Source organism: Neptunomonas sp. CHC150, assembly GCF_030397555.1.
GTDB classification, from domain to species: Bacteria; Pseudomonadota; Gammaproteobacteria; order Pseudomonadales; family Balneatricaceae; genus Neptunomonas; species Neptunomonas phycophila.
Genome location: NZ_JAPNXU010000006.1, coordinates 114,425 through 134,298 on the forward strand (window position 1 = coordinate 114,425; position 19,874 = coordinate 134,298).

The following is a 19,874-nucleotide window of genomic DNA, read 5'->3' on the forward strand; positions in this document are numbered from 1 at the left end:
AGATAATGTGGAGCGGTTCAACAGCCTTAAATAATATCGATAGCGCGTTAAAAACCGTGCGTGATGATATTGCTCGTCTTGATCAAAACTTAACACGCCTCACCGAGAGCTTAACCGAGAATCGTCTTCAGCAGAGTAAGGTGATTAATGAGATTGCGCGGGTTCGTTTGCAGGAAATAGATACCGGACAGTTGCAAGAAACGCTAACAGCGGCTGACCATGACGCAAAAAAAATTCTGGGTGAGCGTGTACACAAAATCGAAAGCCTTCAGCAAGAAACAGACGCCGTAAAGCAGCAATTAGAGCAAGCTGAGCAACAGCGGGAAGTGTTGCTGGCATCTGCAAATGTTATTGCTCAGGAGCTTGCTGATCGAGAAGCAGCGGTGCAAGCCAATTTAAAGATGGACGCAAGCTACCAAGCACAGTTTGAGCGAGCCAACAAAGCTGAATCCATTGCGGATGAAGCTCACAGCAAAAGTGAAGTGGCTCAAGTAGACATGGATAAAAAGGATGAGCCATACCAGCAAGATAAGTTGTTTATGTACCTTTGGGGACGTAAGTATGGCACTGCGGATTACGAGGGTGGCGTATTAACTCGCAGTTTAGATAATTGGGTTGCTAAGCTGATTAAGTATGAACGTAATCGCGTAAATTATTGGAATTTGCAAGAAATCCCTAAACGTCTAAGTGCGCATGCAGAGCACGTAAAGCGAGAAGCAGAAGCCGAATTTAAGGCGCTGCAATTGATTGAGAATGCCGCGTTGGCTGACGCTGGTGTACCCGAAATATTGCAGCGTTTAGACAAGGCTAGGCAGGCGCTCGATGCTCATGATGATCAAATTGAAGCCACAGAAAACAAGTTGCATCTCATCTTAGAACAGCGAGCCTCGTTTACGGCGGGCTTAGATGAATATATGCAACGTTCACTCCATTGTTTAAATACCGCTATGCAGCATAAAGATATCTATCAGATAGAGCGTTATGTACGAGCAACTCGTTCATTGGTGGATGATGGTCTTGTCAATGAGCTGCGTGATTATCGTGATAATTATGAAGATAACGAAGACGACTTGGCTGATTTGCGAAAAGCCCATTCTGTTAAACTTTCAAAGCTAAAAGAGTTAGAGGGTGTAAGGCGTAACTTTAAAAACAACCGTTTTGATGATGTTCGCTCGGGCTTTGGCAATGAAAGGCTTATCCAATCAGTGTTGAGCCAGTTTGTACAAGGTGTATTGAGTGGTGCTGAAGTGTGGCGGGTGATTCAGCGTAATCAACGCTACAGCGATATTAATGCCCGTCCTGATTTTGGCAGCGGTGGTATCAGTGGCCGATCTCCACGCCGGTCTACCTCAAACAGCAACACCACCTTCCATTGGCCCAGCAATCGCAGTGGCAGTGGCGGTTTTAGAATGCCTGGCGGCGGTGGCGGTAGTCGACGATCAAACAATAGTGGTGGCTTCAGGACAGGTGGTGGGTTTTGATGTTAATCGTCTAAAGCGAGTTATGTTCAAAGTTTTTATCACATAATGATCAACTAATTGAGCATTCTATAGTATTGTTATATATAGGATTTATAGTGTTGAGAATGCAAATTTGAAAGGGAAACTTCGGTACGAACTAATTTACCAGACCTTAGACGAAGCCATTAGGTCGGGTACGTTAACAGAAGGGTTAGTTTTACTGGAAGGTCCGCTAGGAGATTTGTTTGGAACTAGCCGGGTTCCTGTACGTAAAGCGCTAATGCTTTTAAATGATGAGTTAAAAATCAGTCGCTTTGATGGGCGGGGCTTTGTTGTTGGTGATGCTAACAGCAAGGATATAAAGCCCATCAGGCGCATGGTTACTAAGGTCGACGTAGGGCTTGAGTCTGATCAGGCGGTTGATAATCGAACACTCAGCGAGAAAATCTTTGAAGACCTGTTTGAGCAGATTTCCACATGCATGGTGTTTGGTCATTACCGTGTAGAGGAAGGGCGCGCGGCTGAGTATTATGGCGTTAGCAAGATGGTTATACGCCAAGCTTTGCTAAGGTTGCGGGATAGAGGCGTGGTCGAAAAAGAGCCTTATTCGTCTTGGTTGGCCGGCCCGCTAACAGCTCGTGAGATAAGAAATGATTATGAAATTCGTGCTGAGTTAGAGCCAGCGGCTTTAAAGTTGTCGGCAAAGCACATTGATCAATCGCTTATCGCGCAAATGGTAACCAAGCATGAAGAAATGATTAACGGACAAGAGATTTCAATTGAAGACATTACGACGGTTGAAGATTTTTTGCACGGTAGTTTGATTAAGCATATTGATAATAAAAAACTGTTGGATGTGTTAAATCACTGCCGCAGTTCTGTTGTATTAAACAAAGTCTTTTTTACCAGCTTGAATTTATCTATGGATGTGGCTGCACTTAAAGAGCATAAGCTGGTGTTAGAACTGCTTTTACAAGGGGCGGTTGAGGCGGCTTCAGCGAGTTTAAAAGATCATTTGATTAATGCGCGAAAGCGTTCGCTCCAACGTTTGAAGGTGGTCTCTGTACTGCCTGACCCTAAGCTGCCGGCGTATTTGGTTAAGGTATAGCTGCCGAATCATCTTACGCAGTTAGCGGTAGCGCTAGACTTTTGTAAGCTCTCGCCACTTACGGACAAGGTAATTATGCTCGTCCATTACGGAGTTCCACACAGCTATGTTTGACATGCGCTGTGTGTAGCTTCCGCCTGACCGCACAGTGCCTTCTGGTATTAATGGGTGGTCATCGATACCGTTTAGTACTTTTAAGGCTGGTTTACCTTCGTACCAGAATTGCCACTCTTCTTCCGACAGGTAGTTTTTTACGCTCTCGGTATTTGATATGTAATAACCTTGCTTAGCAATGACCGACCCCGGCCATCCAGACAGCCACCAGTTTAAGTACTGGTAAACCATATCCAGCTTTTTGCCCGAGGCGCATTTTGATACCGATAACCCACCGCACCAAGCTCTGTAGCCTTCAATAGGGCAGGCGAGTTTGTATCCGTCTATATTGCAACGGTTACTGTAGTACATGGGGGCCCATATACTCTGAATGTAGGAACGTTGTGATTTAAGCAAGTTTACGGACTGCTCATGATCTTTCCAAAACTCGACAAATTGGCCTTGGTCCTTTTTCCCTTTCAATAGCTTTATGAGCAGATCGATCTCTGAGAGAGTTAGATTTGACGGGTTTTTAAATTCAGCTAACCCTGCCGCATTAATCGCGATAGCAGCATCAATCGTCCCCATGGCTGCATCATCTTGAAAGGCTGATCTGCCTTTCATGGCGGGAGAAAGTAACCATGCCCAGCTCTCGGGTTGCCCCTTAAGTACTTCTGGCAATTGGGCGGCATTGTAGGCAAAGCTATCTACATTATGCGCTAACGGTAGCATGCTAATCTGTTGAGTAGGCGTTGCGCCGAGAGTCCCGTTGTGTTGAACATACAGGCGGCCCGAAGGTTCTGAACCGGGAGCAAGAGGCTGCGAGGGGATAACACGCCCTGTTTTAGGTAGGGAGTTAACTTGTGACCAATTATCTATACGATCGATGTCAATTGGCTGAATAGCCTGTGCTGGCCAGACAAAATCAACGTTATGAAACCATTGGTCATATATGTCATAGCTCTGCGGTTGCATCACGGCAATGCGTTCAGCATCCTTAACGCCTCTCACATCAAATTCTATTTCGATATTGAGTTCTTTTTCAGCTTGTTTTCTGATTTTTTCGATCAAGGTGACCGATGTACCTAAAACGCGCAGAGGGCTAGTTTTTTTTGACATGGTGCTTCGCTATGCATTCTCAATTGGGTGAGATATTAAATGCGTTAAATGACGCCGTAATATCGTTAGGGGTGAGTCCTCGTGTTATAAAAACAAGGCCTAACGACGGTGAGTTTAAGGTTTCTTTATCGATAATCTCTAAGGGCGCAAGGATCTTTCTGACTGAGTTTAGTAATACATAATTCCCTGTATTGCTGTCTTTTAATATCCCTTTTACTCGCAATATTTGATCATTGTAACGGTAGAGTATCATTGAAAGCCAGATTGAAAAGCGTTGCCAATCAACCGATTCTACGTTTATAGCTTCGGTTTGAATTGCGCTATGGTTCGCGATGCTTCGAATAGAAAAGTAAGCGGGTTGCTCGTGAGTGGCCTGTAAAAGTCTGGGCGGCGTTGTTGAGTGGATTGCCTGAGCAAGTGTTGCTGTGTTGTTTGGGTGCTTTATGTAGAAGCTGGCAAATGGATTTGTGGCTGAGCACAGGTTTTGTAACCTGTGTATATCAGACTCAGACAGTTTTTCTGTTTTAGTAAAAATTAGGCTGTCGGCACTACTGAGTTGATTAGCCCATTCGGGGATATCGCGCGCGCATTGCTCGGCGGTTAATGCGTCCACGGTGGTCACTATTTTGCCTTTCACGACTGCTTGGCTTAATTCTCGGTCATTGAAAATGGTAGCCAGAATGGGAGCGGGGTTGGCTAAGCCGGTGGTTTCTATGATGATTTGTTCAAGGTGCTCGTTTGTATCTTGGTTGAGCAAGGCTAGCAATGATGCTTTTAAGTCGTTTCTTACTTCACAGCAAAGGCATCCACTTTCGAGCAAAAGAGTTTCGCCATCGAGACGCTGAGTGAGGTGATGGTCAATGCCTATGTCGCCTACCTCGTTAATAATAAAAGCAGTACGGTGTGCCGAGCCCTGCTCGATGTACTCCCTTAGCAGCGTTGTTTTGCCGCTCCCTAAAAAGCCGGTAAGAATATGAACAGGGATTCTTTTATTGTTATTAATCATTATTGTTTCCTCGTTCTAAGTGCTGCAATAACTCGTTGTTAAAAGGGTCTAGAGGTTCTCCTGTGAGCTCTTCTATGCTTTGCCATAACTCATGTAGATTGGAGAAGAGTTTTTGGTTGCCCTTAAAGTCTTCCAGCAGATAGTTAACGCCATGAACATCACTGACTCTTAACCGAATGTGGGTCAATATCGTTTGTAAGTAGTTAATTTGGATAAGCCGGTTACGCCTGAGACTATTAGCATCGGTATTGGGTGATTGATTCCATAAATCCGGCTCTGAAAAAATGCCACATAGTCCGCACATAAGATATTCCGTTGGTAGCTGAGGGGCCTTGGTAGCCCCCCCTTTGAAGATTAGGGCATCACATCGCCCGAATTGGGGCCGAGTGTCTGTCCTACAAACAAGTTGCCGCCTGGCGAGCTGGCGAGCAATAATGCTGTAGGGGCTATTTCTTCAGGTTGTCCAAAACGCCCGAGTGGGAGTTCTTTGGCTTTGGACTCTTTCCAAGAAGCGCTAATCCCTTCAACGAGCGCCGTTTCGATAGGTCCGGGAGCGATAGCATTGACCAATACACCATAAGGGGCGCACTCAATGGCAAGAGATTTTGTAAGCCCTATAACGCCTGCCTTTGCGGCGACATAATGACAAAGCTCAGCGCCTCCTTTAATACCCAACTGTGATGAGACGTTAATAATTCGTCCATGCTGCTGGCTTTTCATATGAGGTATAGCCGCTTGGGAGGCTAAAAACACGCTGCGAAGGTCAATGTTAATCATGTTATCCCACATGCTTAACGTTACTTCTTCACAAGGTGCTTGAGTTAATATACCAGCGTTGTTAACCAGAATATCGATACCGCCTAATGCTTCTACACATTGGTTAACACCGGCAATAGCACCCGATGGTGTGCTCACGTCGCTTGTTACGGTGAGTACCTGAGCCCCTTCTTGTTGGCAGCAATGTGCGGTCTCGTTCAGTGCATCCGCGTTGATGTCGGTCAGTACTAGGGTGGCTCCTGCCTTGGCATACTCAATGGCAATCGCTTTACCTATACCGCTTCCGGCACCACTGATGACGGCGCGTTGGTTTTTAAGCTGCATTTATTTCTCCTGTTACTCGGGCCATTTAACCGTTAGACCGCCGTCGACAATGAAGGATTGGCCTGTAATGTAAGAGGCATTATCCGATGTCAAAAAGTCGATCAGGTTGGCGACTTCTGATGGCTTACCAACACGCCCTAGTGGAATAGATTTGGCGGCTTTAGCTAAACCTTCAGGGCCTAACGAGTTCTTTTTATCCAATGATTGAGGTGTTTCGATAAGGCCAGGGATAACCGCGTTGCAGCGGATATTACGGTGAGCTAACTCAACAGCAACACTTCTGCATATACCCGGAACGCCAGCTTTGGCAGAAGCGTAATGAACATGGTCTCCCCATCCATAGACACCGCCTGCAATGGAAGAGATGGCTACTAAGCTTGCGCCGTCCGACAAATGCTGGGTGCTGTCTCTAAATAATCGAAAGACACCCGTAAGGTCTACATCGATCATCTCGTACCACTGCTCATCTGACATGTCCGCCAGCGGGGAGCTACGTAGCAGGCCTGCATTCGCCACGACGATATCTATTTTTCCAAAGCTGGATACTGCCTCGTTGATGAATTCTTTAACTGATTCCTTAGATCCCACATCCAGAGGCAGCCACGTGGCATTATTGCTGAATTCGCCCAATGTAGCGGCAGCTGCTTCTGGGTCGTGTGGGTCTTTATCATAAAAGCCCGCGACTACTTTGTAGCCTTTTGCACAATAGAGTTGGGTCAATGCCAAGCCTATACCGCTAGCGGCGCCACTGATGAGAGCTACTTTTTCGTTATTCATACTTTTACAAACTTCCTTAAGCAGGCCTCCGGTGTGGGAGACCTGCCTTGACGATTTTATTTAACAGTTGCTGGGTCGACGTGTCGTGCAAACAGAATGATCAAGCCGGATAAGAAGCAAGGAACGGCGCCAAAGTACAAAGCCGATGTCTGCCAGTCACCACCGCTACTGAGTACGGCAGTAGAGCCAAAGCTTGCTAATACCGCGCCCACTGGGCCCATCGCATTGATGATGGCGCCTGCTGTTGCACGGATAGACGTTGGGAAACTTTCGCTGATAAAGAACAGTGCTGCAGCGTAAGGGCCGATAAGGAAGAACAAGCCTAGGCTGTATAGCGCAATCACGGCTAATTGGCTGCTAGGTCCGTACAGCATGGCACTGAAGGCCAAGCCACCCATTACCCAGCCAATCGCGATGGTGTTACGGCGGCCAATTTTGTCACCAAACCATCCGTGAGCCATGTAACCCAAGTAGCCTAGCAAGTTAGATGCAACGAGAATGATCAGCGAGTTTTCAAAAGACACGCCATGAACACGCGTGAGCACGGTTGTACCCAAAACGCTGAAGATTTGGATAGCAAACCAGTTCAGTAAGATCGCACCGCCCAATACCAGAGTTGCACGCAAAGAAGTGCCTTTGAATGCAGCTGAAACGCCTGCGCTTTTGTGCTCTGAGTAGTCTACTTTATGTTCTACGGCTAAATTTTTAGCGGCAATTTCGTCACCGGCTTCGCGTAGCTCGCGAATACGTTTATGTACCTGAAACTGTGGTGTTTCTTTCAACTTCATGGCGAAGAAGATAAGAATAAAAGAAGGAATAGCGGCGAAGATAAAATTGCCTTGCCAACCAACAATCGGTAACAAAATGGCGGTAATGCCAGCGGCAATTAATGCGCCAATAGGCCAGCCACCTTGAACAAGGCTATAAATGAAACCTTTCTTCTTTTGCAGCTCTGGGTCATCTACGGCTGAGTACATCTCAGTTAAATACGTAGCATTGACAGTTTGTTCTGCATAACCTAATCCGGCTATTGAGCGGATTAATGTTAAAGGGCCTTTACCTGCACTGGCACCAAAAGCAGTGAGCAAAGAGCATAGACCCGCACCGCCTACGGTGAAGATCAGCCCTGGTTTGCGTCCCATTCGGTCAACAATAGGACCGATAAGGAAGGCTACAACAGCGCCGCCTACGGCAACCCACGTAGCAATTTGTGCTTGTTCTACTTCTGACCAACCATAGTCGTTGCCCATTAACGGTAGTAACGTACCGAATAAAATAAAGTCATAAACGGCTAGTACCCATGCAATGAATGCAATCCACGTTGCAAACTTCACATCTTTCTTTTGCAGTTTGTTGGGTTGCCAATCACTTTTTGCGCTCACAGGCTTTGTGTCTTGGTCGAGCGTTTCTGATTTGTTCATGATAGAAGCTCCGTATTGTTATCGTTATTTTGGATTGCGTGTTAAAAAGTCATCTGCGATTTCGTCAAAAGTGACGAAGCGAACACCATCGTGGCTTTTCATATGCTTAATCAGACGCTCTAGCATTAAGAGGGCTTGCGGACGGCCCGAAACGTCTGGGTGGATTGTCATCGTGAATACGGCGTAATCGTTCTCGCGATAAACCCAATCAAATTGGTCTTGCCACATTTCACCCAAATGACGAGGGCTGACAAAGCCGTGGCTGTTCGGGGATTTTTTGATAAACATCATGGGTGGTAGGTCATCGAGATACCAGTTGGCAGGGATCTCAACCAAGTTGGTTTCTTCGCCTCGAACGAGTGGCTTCATCCATTCGTCAGGGTGTTTGGTGTAATCAATTTTGGTCCACTTATCGCCTACGCGAACGTAGTAGGGGTGGAAGTCGTTGTGCATCAAGCTGTGGTCGTACTTAATTCCTTTTTTAAGCAGTAACTCGTTAGTGACGTTACTGAACTCCCACCAAGGTGCTACGTAGCCCGTTGGTCGCTTGCCGGATAATTGAGTAATTAGCTCAATAGATTTATCCAGTACTATTTCTTCTTGTTCAGGTGTCATGGCAATCGGGTTTTCATGACTGTAGCCATGAATGCCGATTTCGTGGCCAGCTTCTGCCACGGCTTTCATTTGTTCTGGGAAGGTTTCTACTGAGTGGCCAGGAATAAACCATGTTGTTTTGAGGTCATGCTCTTTAAACAGTTTTAATAATCGTGGAGCGCCTACTTCGCCAGCAAAAAGGCCGCGTGAAATATCGTCTGGGGAATCCTCACCACCGTATGAGCCCAACCATCCCGCAACTGCGTCGACGTCTACACCAAATGCACATAAGATTTCTTTAGCCATGATTATTTCCTTTTGATTGTTTAATTAAAAGTGAGGCAATGGCCGGCTCAATGGTCTTGGCAAGGCTAATGAGCGCGTCGTCATTACCTGAGCACTGCGAGAGCAGTAAACTGGTAGGGAGTCCGTTCGAGTTGTATCCATTAGGTAAGGCGATACCGGGGCAATCTAGGTAGCTACCAATCATTGTTAAACGCAGAGCATTGATGTTGTGCTCGTTAAATGACTCTACTGATTGGGTAACCTGAGATAGCAAAGGAACGGTAGTCAGCGTGGTAGGCATCAAAAAAGCGCGACCTGCTAGCTCGTTTGATAACCGTTGTTGTAGTTTTTCACGCTGCTGATATAAGTAAGAAATTTGTGTGGCGGGCAATTGGTTGGAAGCGGCAAGTCGCTGAGCGACTAGAGGGTCAACCTGCCCAAGTTTATCGGTATTAACTAAGTCTTCGTATGTTAGGTAGGCCTCAATACTGCCTAACCATCCAATGTTTTTGATTAAATCTAATGTGGCATCAAGCGTACTTAGCCTTACGTCTTCAACGGCAATTCCAGCATTTTGGAGTGCATCTAGGGATAAATCAAAAGCGCGTCGAGTATCACAATCTAGGGGTAGTTGTTGGCAAAATTGCGCATCAAATACTAGACCAGAATGACTGGAATCGGCGGGTTGCTCCGTTGGCGAATACAGTACGCTGTCTACTAAAAGAATATCGTCAACACAGTGGCCGATGGGGCCTGTTGTATCCAAAGAAGGTGATAAAGGGGCAATACCTCTATTGTCGTAACGTTTACGAGAAGCTCTAAAGCCAACCAACCCGCAATAAGATGATGGAATGCGAATAGAGCCTGCCGTATCAGTTCCGAGTGTGAACGGCACGATATTTTCGAGCACCGCGGCGGCTGAACCGCAAGAGGAGCCACCTGTGATGTAAGCATTATCGTTATATGTCTGTGTGGGGGTTCCAAAATGAGGGTTAAGCCCCAGCCCGGAGTAAGCAAATTCGCTCAGGTTGGTTTTGCCGATAAGTACGGCACCGCTTTCTATTAATGCTAACACTTGTGGCGATGTTGAATCGGATAACGCGCTGTATAACGTAGAGCCTCTCGTGGTTGCATAACCTTTGATATCAAATAAATCTTTAACTGCAAAAGGGATTCCATCCAATTCACTGGCTGGTGTTCCGTGGCGCCAGCGTTGTGTTGATTCATTCGCTTGTATCAGCGCTTCTTTTTCACACACTTGAGTAAATATCTGTGAGTGTGCTCGCGCTTGTTTCAAAGCGTGCTGAGTCACATCCATCGGCGTGAAACGCTTCTCTCGAAAGCCTTTCTGTAGGAAACAAATGCTGTATTTAGAATCAGATGATTTCATATTTAATAACGTATTTTTAATTTAAAGTACGTTTTTAATGTATGTTAATACGCTTACAGATTGCAAATAAAATTTGATAAAATTTTAAATTGTTGTTTTTAAATAATTTATTATTTTTCTGTTAAATGTACAAATAATTAAAAATGCTTTAAAAGAGTGCTCTTTATAATCAAGCTTCACTGTTTTGGTGCAAGATGGGTTGGGCTACCGCTCGAATGCAGCCAGTGCTTCTACTGGTGAGTAGGGCGTGCTAGAAAAAGATGATGTGTTGCTAATGTCAGGGGTGAGTAGATTGGTTTGCCATGTATGAAGGCTGCTTTACGGGCTGTGTTACTTAATTGAATGGTTAGAGGGGCAGCTTATGCAGTGGTAAAAGATTGCTGAAAAGGATGTTGCTATGTTGACTTTTTGCAAGCGCTTGCATTAATGTTTGTTTGATCCATTAACACGACATAGGAAGTATAAAAATAATGAAGCTTCAACTATCAAATGCGCCTTGTTCATGGGGTGTCGAGTTCGCCGATAATCCTAGCAACCCTTCATGGGAAACTGTATTACAAGAAATATCACTGGCAGGTTATAAAGCTACAGAGCTTGGACCGTTAGGCTACTTACCTACAGACACGGGTGTGTTAGCGGCAAAGCTGGATGAAAACGGCCTAGGTCTTATCGCGGGTACTATTTTTAAGCATTTACACAAAGCAGAAAAACGAGCTGAAATTTTAGAGTATACCGAGGCGACCTGTAAGCTACTAAAGGCTCAAAATGCACAGTATATGGTTGTGATTGACCATGTTTCATCGCCGAGAACGGACCAAGCAGGCCAAGTAGAAACGGCTTATCGTCTGCCTGATGAAGAATGGTTTGAGATGATGAAAACCATTACTGAGCTGTCTTTAATTTGTCGAGAATACGATATTGTTCCTGTTATACACCCGCACGCAGGGACCTTTATTGAATATCGCGATGAAATTGATCGTGCTATGCAGGATTTGGATAGTGATTTGGTTAAGTTGTGTGTTGATACAGGGCATAGTAAATACGCGGGTATTAATCCGGCTGAGCTGATTGAGGCTTATCAAGATCGCGTAGCTTATATCCATTTTAAAGACATCGATGAAATGGTGTTGGCTCATACCGTGGAAAATCATGTGGATTTCTACAAGGCCATTGGCAACGGTGTTTTCTGTCCACTGGGTCAAGGTTGTGTCGATTTTTCCGCAGTAAGAAATACGCTGGAGAAGATTAACTATACCGGCTGGATTACCGTAGAGCAGGACGTCGACCCCACCAAGAACAATAGCTCTTTAGAGAATGCGCAAGAAAGCCTTCGCTTTATCAATCAGCATTTTACTAACTAAAGCGGTTCTCGCTCAGTGCTGGCAACGGGAGCATTGTTGATCTTGAATCAGCAGTGCTCGACAGTTGTTTTAATGCCTGAAAGTAGTTTTAAAGGACAGATATATGACCAATCCAGTGATTAAAGCTTTAGGTCGAAAGTTAAGGCTTGGGGTGATAGGAGGGGGGCCAAGCTCGTTTATTGGGATTGTCCACCGAGGAGCCTCGACACTTGAAGAGTACTACGAAGTGTCGGCAGGTGTGCTGTCATCTAACCCAGAAAAGTCGGTAGAGCACGCGCGCGAAATGGGGATAGAGCGCGGATATGCGACCGCGCAAGACATGATCTTAGCCGAAGCTAACAGGGATGATGGGGTTGATGTTATAGCGATTATGACGCCCAACAACAGTCATTATTCTATTGCTTGTATGGCGGCTGATCATGGTTTTCACATTATGTGTGAAAAACCACTAACCAATGATCTAGATGAGGCAATGGCTTTAGTCTATAAGATACAGGCAAGCTCGGTTGAGTGTTGTGTGGCTTATGCGTACTCGGGTTATCCCATGGTGCGGGAAGCGCGGGCGATAATTGAAGCTGGGGAGTTGGGAGAGGTTAGAATGGTTCAGTGCGATTATGTGCAAGGCCATTTAGCGGAGCTTACCGACTCCGAGAAAACGAATACCAATTGGCATATGGATCCGGCTATGGCGGGGCCGTCGTTGATCTTAGGTGATATAGGTACTCACTGTTACCACTTGGCTTCGTTTGTTACAGGTATGGTGCCAGCCGAGCTAAGTGCTGATTTGGCTTCGATTGTGCCGGGGCGTGAGGCCGATGATTATACCGGTATTCTAACCCGCTATAAGAATAATGCGCGTGGCTCTTTTTTTATTACTCAGGCTGCTGCAGGTGCTGATCATGGCTTGTATTTACGAGTTTTTGGTAGCAAAGGCGGTTTGGAGTGGCATCAGGAGCAGCCAAACCAGCTATTGGTGCGTCGCATTGGGCAGCCTACTCAGTTATTGCAAAAGGGTGGGCCTGGTTTGCACGAAGCGGCTAATCGGGTTTCACGAATAGCAGTAGGGCATCCAGAAGGCTACCGTGAAGCGTTTGCTAATCTGTACACTGATTTGGCTGAAGTCATCATTGCGCAAAAAACAGGTGTAAAAGAAAACCCCTTAGCCCGCTACTTTCCTGATATACAAGATGGAGCGCAAGGCGTGGCGTTTGTGAGAGCCGCTATTAACTCGCACCAAAAGAATGGAGAGTGGGTGAGTCTTGCGTCTAATGCCTAGCCGCTATTGGCCTGTTACGAGGTGTGCTTTTGCGATGTTTTGAGCGTGCCTCGTTCTATGAGCTTGCAAGGTAGTAGGCGTGTTTCCGTGGGTAGATTTGGCTCCTCAATGCGCTTAATTATAATGTCTACAGCGGCTGTCACCATTTCTTTGATTGGCTGTTTGATTGTCGTTAAGTTGTAGGCGTTCCATGAGGCCATCGACATATCATTAAAGCCTAGGACGCCGAAATCTTCTGGGCATTTTTTACCTAGCTCCCGTGCCGTGTCTAGTGTGGCTATCGCTAAGATATCATCGCCACAAAAAATGGCCTCTAAACTAGGGTTTTGTTCTAGTAATTCTAATGCTTTCTGCTTGCCTGCTTCGTATGAGTAAGTTTCACAATGTTCGATTGCAACCAGCTTGAGCTTATGGGCTTTTAGCGTTTCTATAGCGCTTTGTTTACGGTCAATGGTGGTGGTTGCATTCATAGGGCCGCCTAAAAATGCAATTTTTTTATAACCGCGATCGATTAATAATTCGATAGCCATTTTGCCACCATTATAATTATCAGCCGTAACCGTATTAATTGAGTCGCTATGGCTAGACCGGCCAAACATGATAGCAGCAGGGAGTTTTGCCTTTTCGCATACTTCAGCGAAAATAGTAGGCAGCACAGAAGATAAAAACAATACGCCGTCAACGCGGTATTGAAGTAGCCGCTCTAATACGTCTTCGGGTTTGGACTCTGTTGTTAGGTTTTCAATCAAGGATCGATAGCCTCTTGATTGGAGTTCTTTAGTGATTAGGTCGAGTACTTCAATAAAGGCTGGATTTTCAAAGTTGCTAGAAATAACACCCATTAGCCGCGTGCGATTGGTCATCAGTGATTGGGCTAAGATGTTTGTTTTATAGCCTAGCTCGTTAGCGGCTGCTTCTATTTTTTTTCGTGTTTTTTCTGAAACGCTTGCTCCCGGCGTAAAAGCTCTTGAAACGGCCGATAATGAAACGCCTGCTTTGTCAGCGACTTCTTTTTGAGTGATGTGTTTATATCGGCTTTGGTCCATAGGTCACCTGTAATAAGTTGGGCGATGCACGGGTTTTCTATCGTGCAACCCTTTGTTTAATAATACATTCCAGTTTGGATAAAGGCTATTTTTACAGAAGATTAAGTTATTTCTGGATTAGCTTTTAGCTCTGTTTTTCGTGCGTGGCCATACGCTGACTTTTATTTTTATTGTCTTTATAAACTATAGATTAAAAGTTTATTAAATACTTTTTGCAAGCGCTTGCAAAGCGTATTTCATATTGTTAATCTTCAGGTAAGCGGTTTCTGTATAGCTGGGAATCGCGGATCCTTATTCATCAATAAAAACAAAAAAGGACTGGATGCAATGATCAAGAAAACTCTATTAGCTGCTTCTGTTATCTGTTCGATATCGAGCTTCGCCATAGCAGACTCCTACGTTATTGGCGCTCCTATGCCAAGCTTTGCTGATAAATGGTTAAGTTACCTGTTTGAAGGTGTTAGCGATTTTGATGCTGAGCACGATAACGTCGATATTAAACTGACGGATGCAAATGAAGATCCGAGCAAAATGCTAAATGATGTGGATAATTTTATTGATGCTCAAGTGTCGGCGCTGCTCGTTGTTCCTACTGATGTGGCTATTGTGAAACCCATCGCTAAAAAAGCGAGTCGTGCGGGTATTCCATTGGTTATAGTCAATCGCCTTCCCGATAGTGACACCATGGATAATGTGGACGCCTATGTGGGTTCAGAGTCGATTCAAGCAGGCATTATCCAAGCGGAAAGTATCGTTGGAATGCTGGATGGTAAGCCTGGCAATGTGGCGATTTTGATGGGCGTTTTAGGACATGAAGCTCAAATAAACAGAACCCAAGGCAATAAACAAGTTTTCGATAAACACCCCAATATTAAAGTCGTGGCCGAACAAGAAGGGCGCTGGGATCGTGCCAAAGCTCTGCAAATTACAGAAGATTGGCTGCAGGCAAACCCGGATATCAATGTCATCGTTGCTAACAATGATGAAATGGCCATTGGCGCTTTGTTAGCTGCTAAAAAAGCAGGGAAAACAGATGCTGATCTTATTATTTCAGGCGTGGATGCAACGCCAGATGCGCTCGAATATTTAGGTAATGGTTTAGATTCTACTGTTTTTCAGAGTGCGAAAGGCCAAGGATATAAAGGGGCAGAAATAGCTTATAAGTTAGCACAAAAAGAAGAAGTCCAGAAAATGAATTGGATAGACTTCGAACTTGTAAAAGAAAGCCAAAAAGAAGCGTACTTATCTCAATATTAAATAAGTGTTAACGGCTTTTTTGCCATTAAACGCCAAGGTCGCTATTGATTTTTATTTAACGAATGAATGCCTTTTATAAGCAGTATTCAATAAGCGACCTTTCTATTTTATAACGCTATTAATAAAAATAATTAGGCTTATGAATAACTCAGATTGCATATTAGAAATGATTAATGTGAGTAAAACCTTTCCGGGAGTTAAAGCGCTGGATCAGGTTAACTTATCAATCAAAAAAGGCAGTATACATGCGCTAATGGGAGAAAATGGCGCAGGCAAATCAACATTAATGAAAATCCTATATGGGCTTTATACGCCGGATGCAGGCGGAGACATTTTCTTTGATGGTCAGCCGTTTACTCCAAAAGCCCCCATTGATGCTATCCGGTCGGGTTTGGCTATGGTTCCTCAAGAGATAAGCCCTTCTGCCAACCTTTCTGTTGCTGCTAATTTTTATTTGGGGCGCGAGATTAAGAAAGGCATTTTGATGGATCAAAATGCCATGAATAATCAAACTAATAAAATTTTAGATGAGCTCGGAATCCCCATGAGTGTGGAAACACTTATGCAGGATGTTTCCGTCGCTAAAGCGCAATTGTTGGCTATTGCTACGGCTGTCTCCTACAACGCCAAGCTCATTATTATGGATGAGCCAACAACGGCATTAACTGAATCAGAAGTGCATCAGTTGTATCGAATTGTCAAAAAGGTACAGCAGCGCGGTATAGCTATTATCTATATCTCTCACAAGTTAGGTGAGGTTTTTGAGCTATCAGATGAGGTATCGGTGATTCGTGATGGGCAGTATATCGGAACTAAAAAGACGACTGACATTAGTAAAGAAGAACTCATAAATATGATGGTTGGTCGTGAAATGGACGAAATGTTCCAGCGCGAAGATGTCACGATCGGAGAAACGTTGCTGGACGTTCGCCATTTGAGTTTACCTGGTAAGTTTGAAGATATTAGTTTTACTGTTCGTAAAGGAGAAATTTTCGGTATTGCTGGCCTAGTTGGCGCGGGTCGTAGCGAGGTCGTTGAAGCCATCTTTGGTTATAAAGCGGCTAAAAGTGGCGAAATTCATCTGCATGGTGAGCAAATTGATATTCGTAAACCTTCCGATGCTATACAGCATCGCATTGGTTTTGTAACAGAAGACCGGAAATTAACAGGCTTGATGTTAAACATGAGTGTTACCGACAACATGATCATGCCTGAACTGCACCCTTACGAAAAAAATCACCTTATTTCTGAATCCTTAGCCAGTGATGTGGCTAACACGATGAAACAGCAGTTACGTATAAAAACGCCAACGGTGGATACCATTATCGGCAACTTATCGGGCGGGAATCAGCAAAAAGTGCTCATTGCTCGTTGGTTGTTGTTAGAGCCTGAAATTCTGATTTTAGATGAACCCACTAAAGGTATCGATATTGGTGCCAAAGCCGAGATCTACAAATTAATTGTTGAGTTGGCGCGCCTAGGTAAAGCCATCATCATCGTTTCTTCCGAAATGCTAGAGCTCCTGTCGCTAAGCGATCGTGTAATGGTCATGGCGGAGGGACGAGAGGTAGGCATTGTTGATCGAGAAAATGCAACACAAGAGTTGATCCTAGAAATGGCAGCCGGTGGTGATGTGCCAGCGGTACACGAACAAGAAATGGCATCTCAATGTCAGATTAAAGGAGTGGCATGATGGTTAAGGCAATGGCTGCAACAGTGCGAAAAACACACTACACCGAGATTCTTAATAAGTATGGAATGCTGCTTATTCTGGTTTTATTGTTCGCCGCTTTATCGATAAAAATTGAAGGGTTTGCATCCTTACGCAATGTGTTCAGTATTTTGGAACAAGTTTCCATGTTCGGGATTATTGCGATAGGTGTGACTTTTGCGATAGTCACTGGCGGTATCGATCTATCTTCGGGGGCTGTAGTGGCGTTAGCTTCCGTTGTTGGGGCTACTATTGTGACTGGTAGTGAAGGCTATGGCATGGCTATTTTTGCTTTTGGAGCAGCCATGTTTGTGGGCAGTATTTGTGGGCTTATTAACGGTTCGATTACTGCTTTTGGACGAATCCCTCCTTTTATCGCCACGCTCGGCATGATGACGATGGCGCGCGGTGTCGCTCAGTTAGTGAGCAACGGCCGGCCTATTGATGCAAGCTCTGATGCTTTTACCTCAATTGGTGATGGTTCGGTTTTTGGGGTACCCGGGCTTGTAGTTATATATGTCATTGTGGCTGTGGTTTGTCACATTATGATGAGCCGCATGACCTTTGGTCGCCATGTCTTCGCGATTGGTGGCAACGTTAATACCGCTAGAATCTGCGGCGTTAATGTTGAGCTTACCTTACTTAAAGTTTATGTGTTGGCGGGTGCTTTGGCAGGGCTAGCTGGAGCGATGCTGACCTCACGAGCTTATGCTGGCAATCCTACATTCGGCAACATGTGGGAATTGGATGCGATTGCTGCCGCTGTAATTGGCGGCACGTCGCTGGCTGGCGGTGTGGGTTCTGTTCCTATGTGTATTGTTGGTGCATTGATTATCGGCGTGATGAATAAAGGCCTAAATATGCTGGGAGTAGACCCTTACTGGCAGCAAATCATCAAGGGCATGATCATTATCGGTGCCGTGTTATTAGATGCTCAAAAACGCAAGAAAGCTTAATCAATAGCTTCATAATTTCATTATCCATTTAAGAATAAAAAGAGAAATATTATGAATACAGTCCGTCTAACTGTAGCGGAAGCGCTTGTAAAATATTTAGTGGCCCAGCACATAGAAATTGATGGGCAAGTTCAACCACTGTTTGGCTGTTCATTTGCAATTTTTGGACATGGGAATGTGACTTGTCTAGGGCAGCAGCTTAAAAATGTGGAAGATCAGCTACCGACCTGGCGAGGTCAAAATGAGCAATCCATGGCTATGGCCGCGGTAGCTTATGCGAAGGCAAATAATCGTCAACGGATAGGCATTGCGGCTACATCGATCGGCCCTGGTGCCACTAACATGGTTACTGCTGCGGGTATTGCGCATACTAATCGCTTGCCACTATTGATGCTTTCTGGTGATGCGTACACTAGCCGTTTACCCGATCCAGTACTACAGCAGACAGAGCATTTTCATGCGCCGTCCATTACAGCCAATGACACCTTTAAAGCAGTAACGCGCTATTGGGATCGTGTGATTCATCCTGCTCAGTTATTGCAGACGTTACCTTTAGCAATAGATACGTTGCTAGACCCCGCTGACTGTGGCCCAGTTTTCCTTGGCTTGCCGCAAGATGTTCAAGGTATGGCATACGATTATCCCACACGTTTTTTTGAAACGAAGGTTCATCGTATTCGTCGTCCTCAACCCGAAATGTGCGATTTGGAAGCTGCCGCTGACATTTTACGTGCCGCTAAAAAGCCGCTTGTGATTAGCGGGGGCGGTGTTCATTACTCACGGGCAACTGACGCGTTAGCCTCGTTTATTGAAAACCATCAAATTCCAACCGTAGAGACCATTGCTGGTCGTGCTTCTCTCCTGCAAGAACATCCTTTAAATGGTGGCCCTATCGGAGCGACCGGCTCTGATTCGGCAAACTATCTGGCTGCACATGCGGATGTGGTGTTGGCGGTTGGCACACGTCTACAAGATTTTACGACAGGCTCTTGGTCGGTATTTAGAAACCCTAATCTAAAAATTATCAGTATTAATGTGGGCCGAACAGACGCCATTAAGCATTTAGCCATGCCTGTCGTGGCGGATGCCAAAGATACGTTGGTGCAACTCGATGCTGTTTTAGGCGATTGGAAAAACGATACCGAATGGGCGGCTACCGCGCAGTCGCAAGCAAGCGAGTGGAAGGCATTATGCCACCAGAGAGCTAAAGTGATGGGCGATGAAATGGCATCCTATGCGCAGGTGGTTGGTGCTGTTAACCGTGTGGTTGAGCCCGGAGACACCGTTTTAACCGCCGCAGGGGGCTTGCCTGCGGAGCTCAATATGAACTGGCAAAGCCAGCAAATAGGCAAGTTTGATATTGAGTTTGGTTTTTCGTGTATGGGGTACGAAATAGCTGGAGGGTGGGGAGCCAAAATTGCTAATCCAGACAACGATGTTGTTGTTTTAGTGGGCGACGGCTCCTACATGATTCTGAATTCTGACATTTATAGCTCTGTGTTAACCGGTCACAAAATGATTGTCATTGTGTGCGATAACGCTGGCTATGCGGTTATCAACAAGTTGCAAAACAACACAGGCAACGATTCGTTTAACAATCTTTTGGAAGACTGCCGTCGGCCCGATGGTGAGTTGGCTCGGGTCGATTTTGCTAAGCACGCCGAAGCTCAGGGCGCTATCAGCGAGAAAATTAGCAACATGCAGGAGTTTGATGCGGCATTTGCGCGCGCCAAAGCCGCTGATCGCACCTCCGTTATCGTTATTGATATTGATCCAACCAAATGGTCTAGCTGCGATTGCTGGTGGGAAGTAGGTCTACCAGAAATAGCACGAACAGAAAAAGTAGAAAAAGCAGTTGCTAACTTTAGCGAAGGTCGAGCACACCAACGCCCAGGCGTATAAGGAGAATAATA

General features: G+C 45.3%; 17 protein-coding genes. 8 read left to right on the top strand and 9 right to left on the bottom strand.

Annotated elements, in window-relative coordinates; translation table 11 throughout:
• The first annotated feature begins 5 nt into the window (after positions 1–5).
• Entirely contained in the window at positions 6–1,481 is a 1,476-nt protein-coding gene (locus tag OW491_RS06650; protein ID WP_290035243.1) for a hypothetical protein, read from the top strand.
• A 112-nt stretch (positions 1,482–1,593) separates the two neighbouring features.
• A complete protein-coding gene (locus tag OW491_RS06655; RefSeq protein WP_075172518.1) occupies positions 1,594–2,568 on the top strand; it encodes a GntR family transcriptional regulator in 975 nt (324 codons plus the stop codon).
• A gap of 33 nt (positions 2,569–2,601) precedes the next feature.
• Here the strand turns inward: OW491_RS06655 and OW491_RS06660 are convergent, their stop codons facing one another.
• The 8 genes from OW491_RS06660 to OW491_RS06695 are packed head-to-tail and all read right to left on the bottom strand — an operon-like array spanning position 2,602 to position 10,354.
• Positions 2,602–3,780, bottom strand: coding sequence for an extracellular solute-binding protein (locus OW491_RS06660; RefSeq protein ID WP_290035245.1), 1,179 nt, complete (start codon positions 3,778–3,780; stop codon positions 2,602–2,604).
• Positions 3,781–3,799: 19 nt separating this feature from the next.
• Positions 3,800–4,786: a GTP-binding protein gene (locus tag OW491_RS06665; protein WP_290035247.1), complete on the bottom strand. Its 987-nt coding sequence runs from the start codon at positions 4,784–4,786 to the stop codon at positions 3,800–3,802.
• Positions 4,779–5,090 (bottom strand): hypothetical protein, encoded by a 312-nt coding sequence (locus OW491_RS06670; protein ID WP_290035248.1) that lies wholly within the window; start codon positions 5,088–5,090, stop codon positions 4,779–4,781. The genes OW491_RS06665 and OW491_RS06670 overlap by 8 nt, the downstream gene beginning before the upstream one ends.
• 50 nt (positions 5,091–5,140) lie before the next feature.
• Positions 5,141–5,887, bottom strand: coding sequence for an SDR family NAD(P)-dependent oxidoreductase (locus tag OW491_RS06675; RefSeq protein WP_277253948.1), 747 nt, complete (start codon positions 5,885–5,887; stop codon positions 5,141–5,143).
• A 12-nt stretch (positions 5,888–5,899) separates the two neighbouring features.
• Entirely contained in the window at positions 5,900–6,664 is a 765-nt protein-coding gene (locus OW491_RS06680) for an SDR family NAD(P)-dependent oxidoreductase (protein WP_075172513.1), read from the bottom strand.
• Between the two features lie 56 nt (positions 6,665–6,720).
• Complete coding sequence (locus OW491_RS06685) at positions 6,721–8,085, bottom strand: MFS transporter (RefSeq protein WP_075172512.1); 1,365 nt, start codon at positions 8,083–8,085, stop codon at positions 6,721–6,723.
• Positions 8,086–8,109: 24 nt separating this feature from the next.
• Positions 8,110–8,985, bottom strand: coding sequence for a polysaccharide deacetylase (locus OW491_RS06690; protein WP_290035251.1), 876 nt, complete (start codon positions 8,983–8,985; stop codon positions 8,110–8,112).
• A complete protein-coding gene (locus OW491_RS06695; protein ID WP_290035253.1) occupies positions 8,978–10,354 on the bottom strand; it encodes an amidase family protein in 1,377 nt (458 codons plus the stop codon). The genes OW491_RS06690 and OW491_RS06695 overlap by 8 nt, the downstream gene beginning before the upstream one ends.
• A 470-nt stretch (positions 10,355–10,824) precedes the next feature.
• Between OW491_RS06695 and OW491_RS06700 the strand changes: the two genes are divergently transcribed.
• Both OW491_RS06700 and OW491_RS06705 read left to right on the top strand, forming a co-directional pair.
• Complete coding sequence (locus OW491_RS06700) at positions 10,825–11,715, top strand: TIM barrel protein (protein ID WP_075172509.1); 891 nt, start codon at positions 10,825–10,827, stop codon at positions 11,713–11,715.
• A gap of 103 nt (positions 11,716–11,818) precedes the next feature.
• On the top strand, positions 11,819–12,991 hold the full coding sequence (locus tag OW491_RS06705) for a Gfo/Idh/MocA family oxidoreductase (protein WP_290035255.1): 1,173 nt from the start codon (positions 11,819–11,821) through the stop codon (positions 12,989–12,991).
• 14 nt (positions 12,992–13,005) lie between these two features.
• Here OW491_RS06705 and OW491_RS06710 read toward each other — a convergent pair whose 3' ends face one another.
• On the bottom strand, positions 13,006–14,037 hold the full coding sequence (locus OW491_RS06710; protein WP_075172507.1) for a LacI family DNA-binding transcriptional regulator: 1,032 nt from the start codon (positions 14,035–14,037) through the stop codon (positions 13,006–13,008).
• A 327-nt stretch (positions 14,038–14,364) separates the two neighbouring features.
• Here OW491_RS06710 and OW491_RS06715 point away from each other — a divergent pair, with 327 nt between their 5' ends.
• From OW491_RS06715 to iolD, 4 genes are all read left to right on the top strand, one after another.
• Positions 14,365–15,294, top strand: a complete 930-nt coding sequence (locus tag OW491_RS06715) for a sugar ABC transporter substrate-binding protein (protein ID WP_139303151.1) — start codon at positions 14,365–14,367, stop codon at positions 15,292–15,294.
• A gap of 139 nt (positions 15,295–15,433) precedes the next feature.
• The gene (locus OW491_RS06720) at positions 15,434–16,987 is read left to right on the top strand and encodes a sugar ABC transporter ATP-binding protein (protein WP_290035258.1); all 1,554 of its coding nucleotides are present in this window, start codon (positions 15,434–15,436) and stop codon (positions 16,985–16,987) included.
• The gene (locus OW491_RS06725; protein WP_212667419.1) at positions 16,984–17,961 is read left to right on the top strand and encodes an ABC transporter permease; all 978 of its coding nucleotides are present in this window, start codon (positions 16,984–16,986) and stop codon (positions 17,959–17,961) included. Before OW491_RS06720 ends, OW491_RS06725 begins: the two co-directional genes overlap by 4 nt.
• A 51-nt stretch (positions 17,962–18,012) precedes the next feature.
• Complete coding sequence (gene iolD, locus OW491_RS06730) at positions 18,013–19,863, top strand: 3D-(3,5/4)-trihydroxycyclohexane-1,2-dione acylhydrolase (decyclizing) (protein WP_290035260.1); 1,851 nt, start codon at positions 18,013–18,015, stop codon at positions 19,861–19,863.
• Positions 19,864–19,874: the final 11 nt, after the last annotated feature.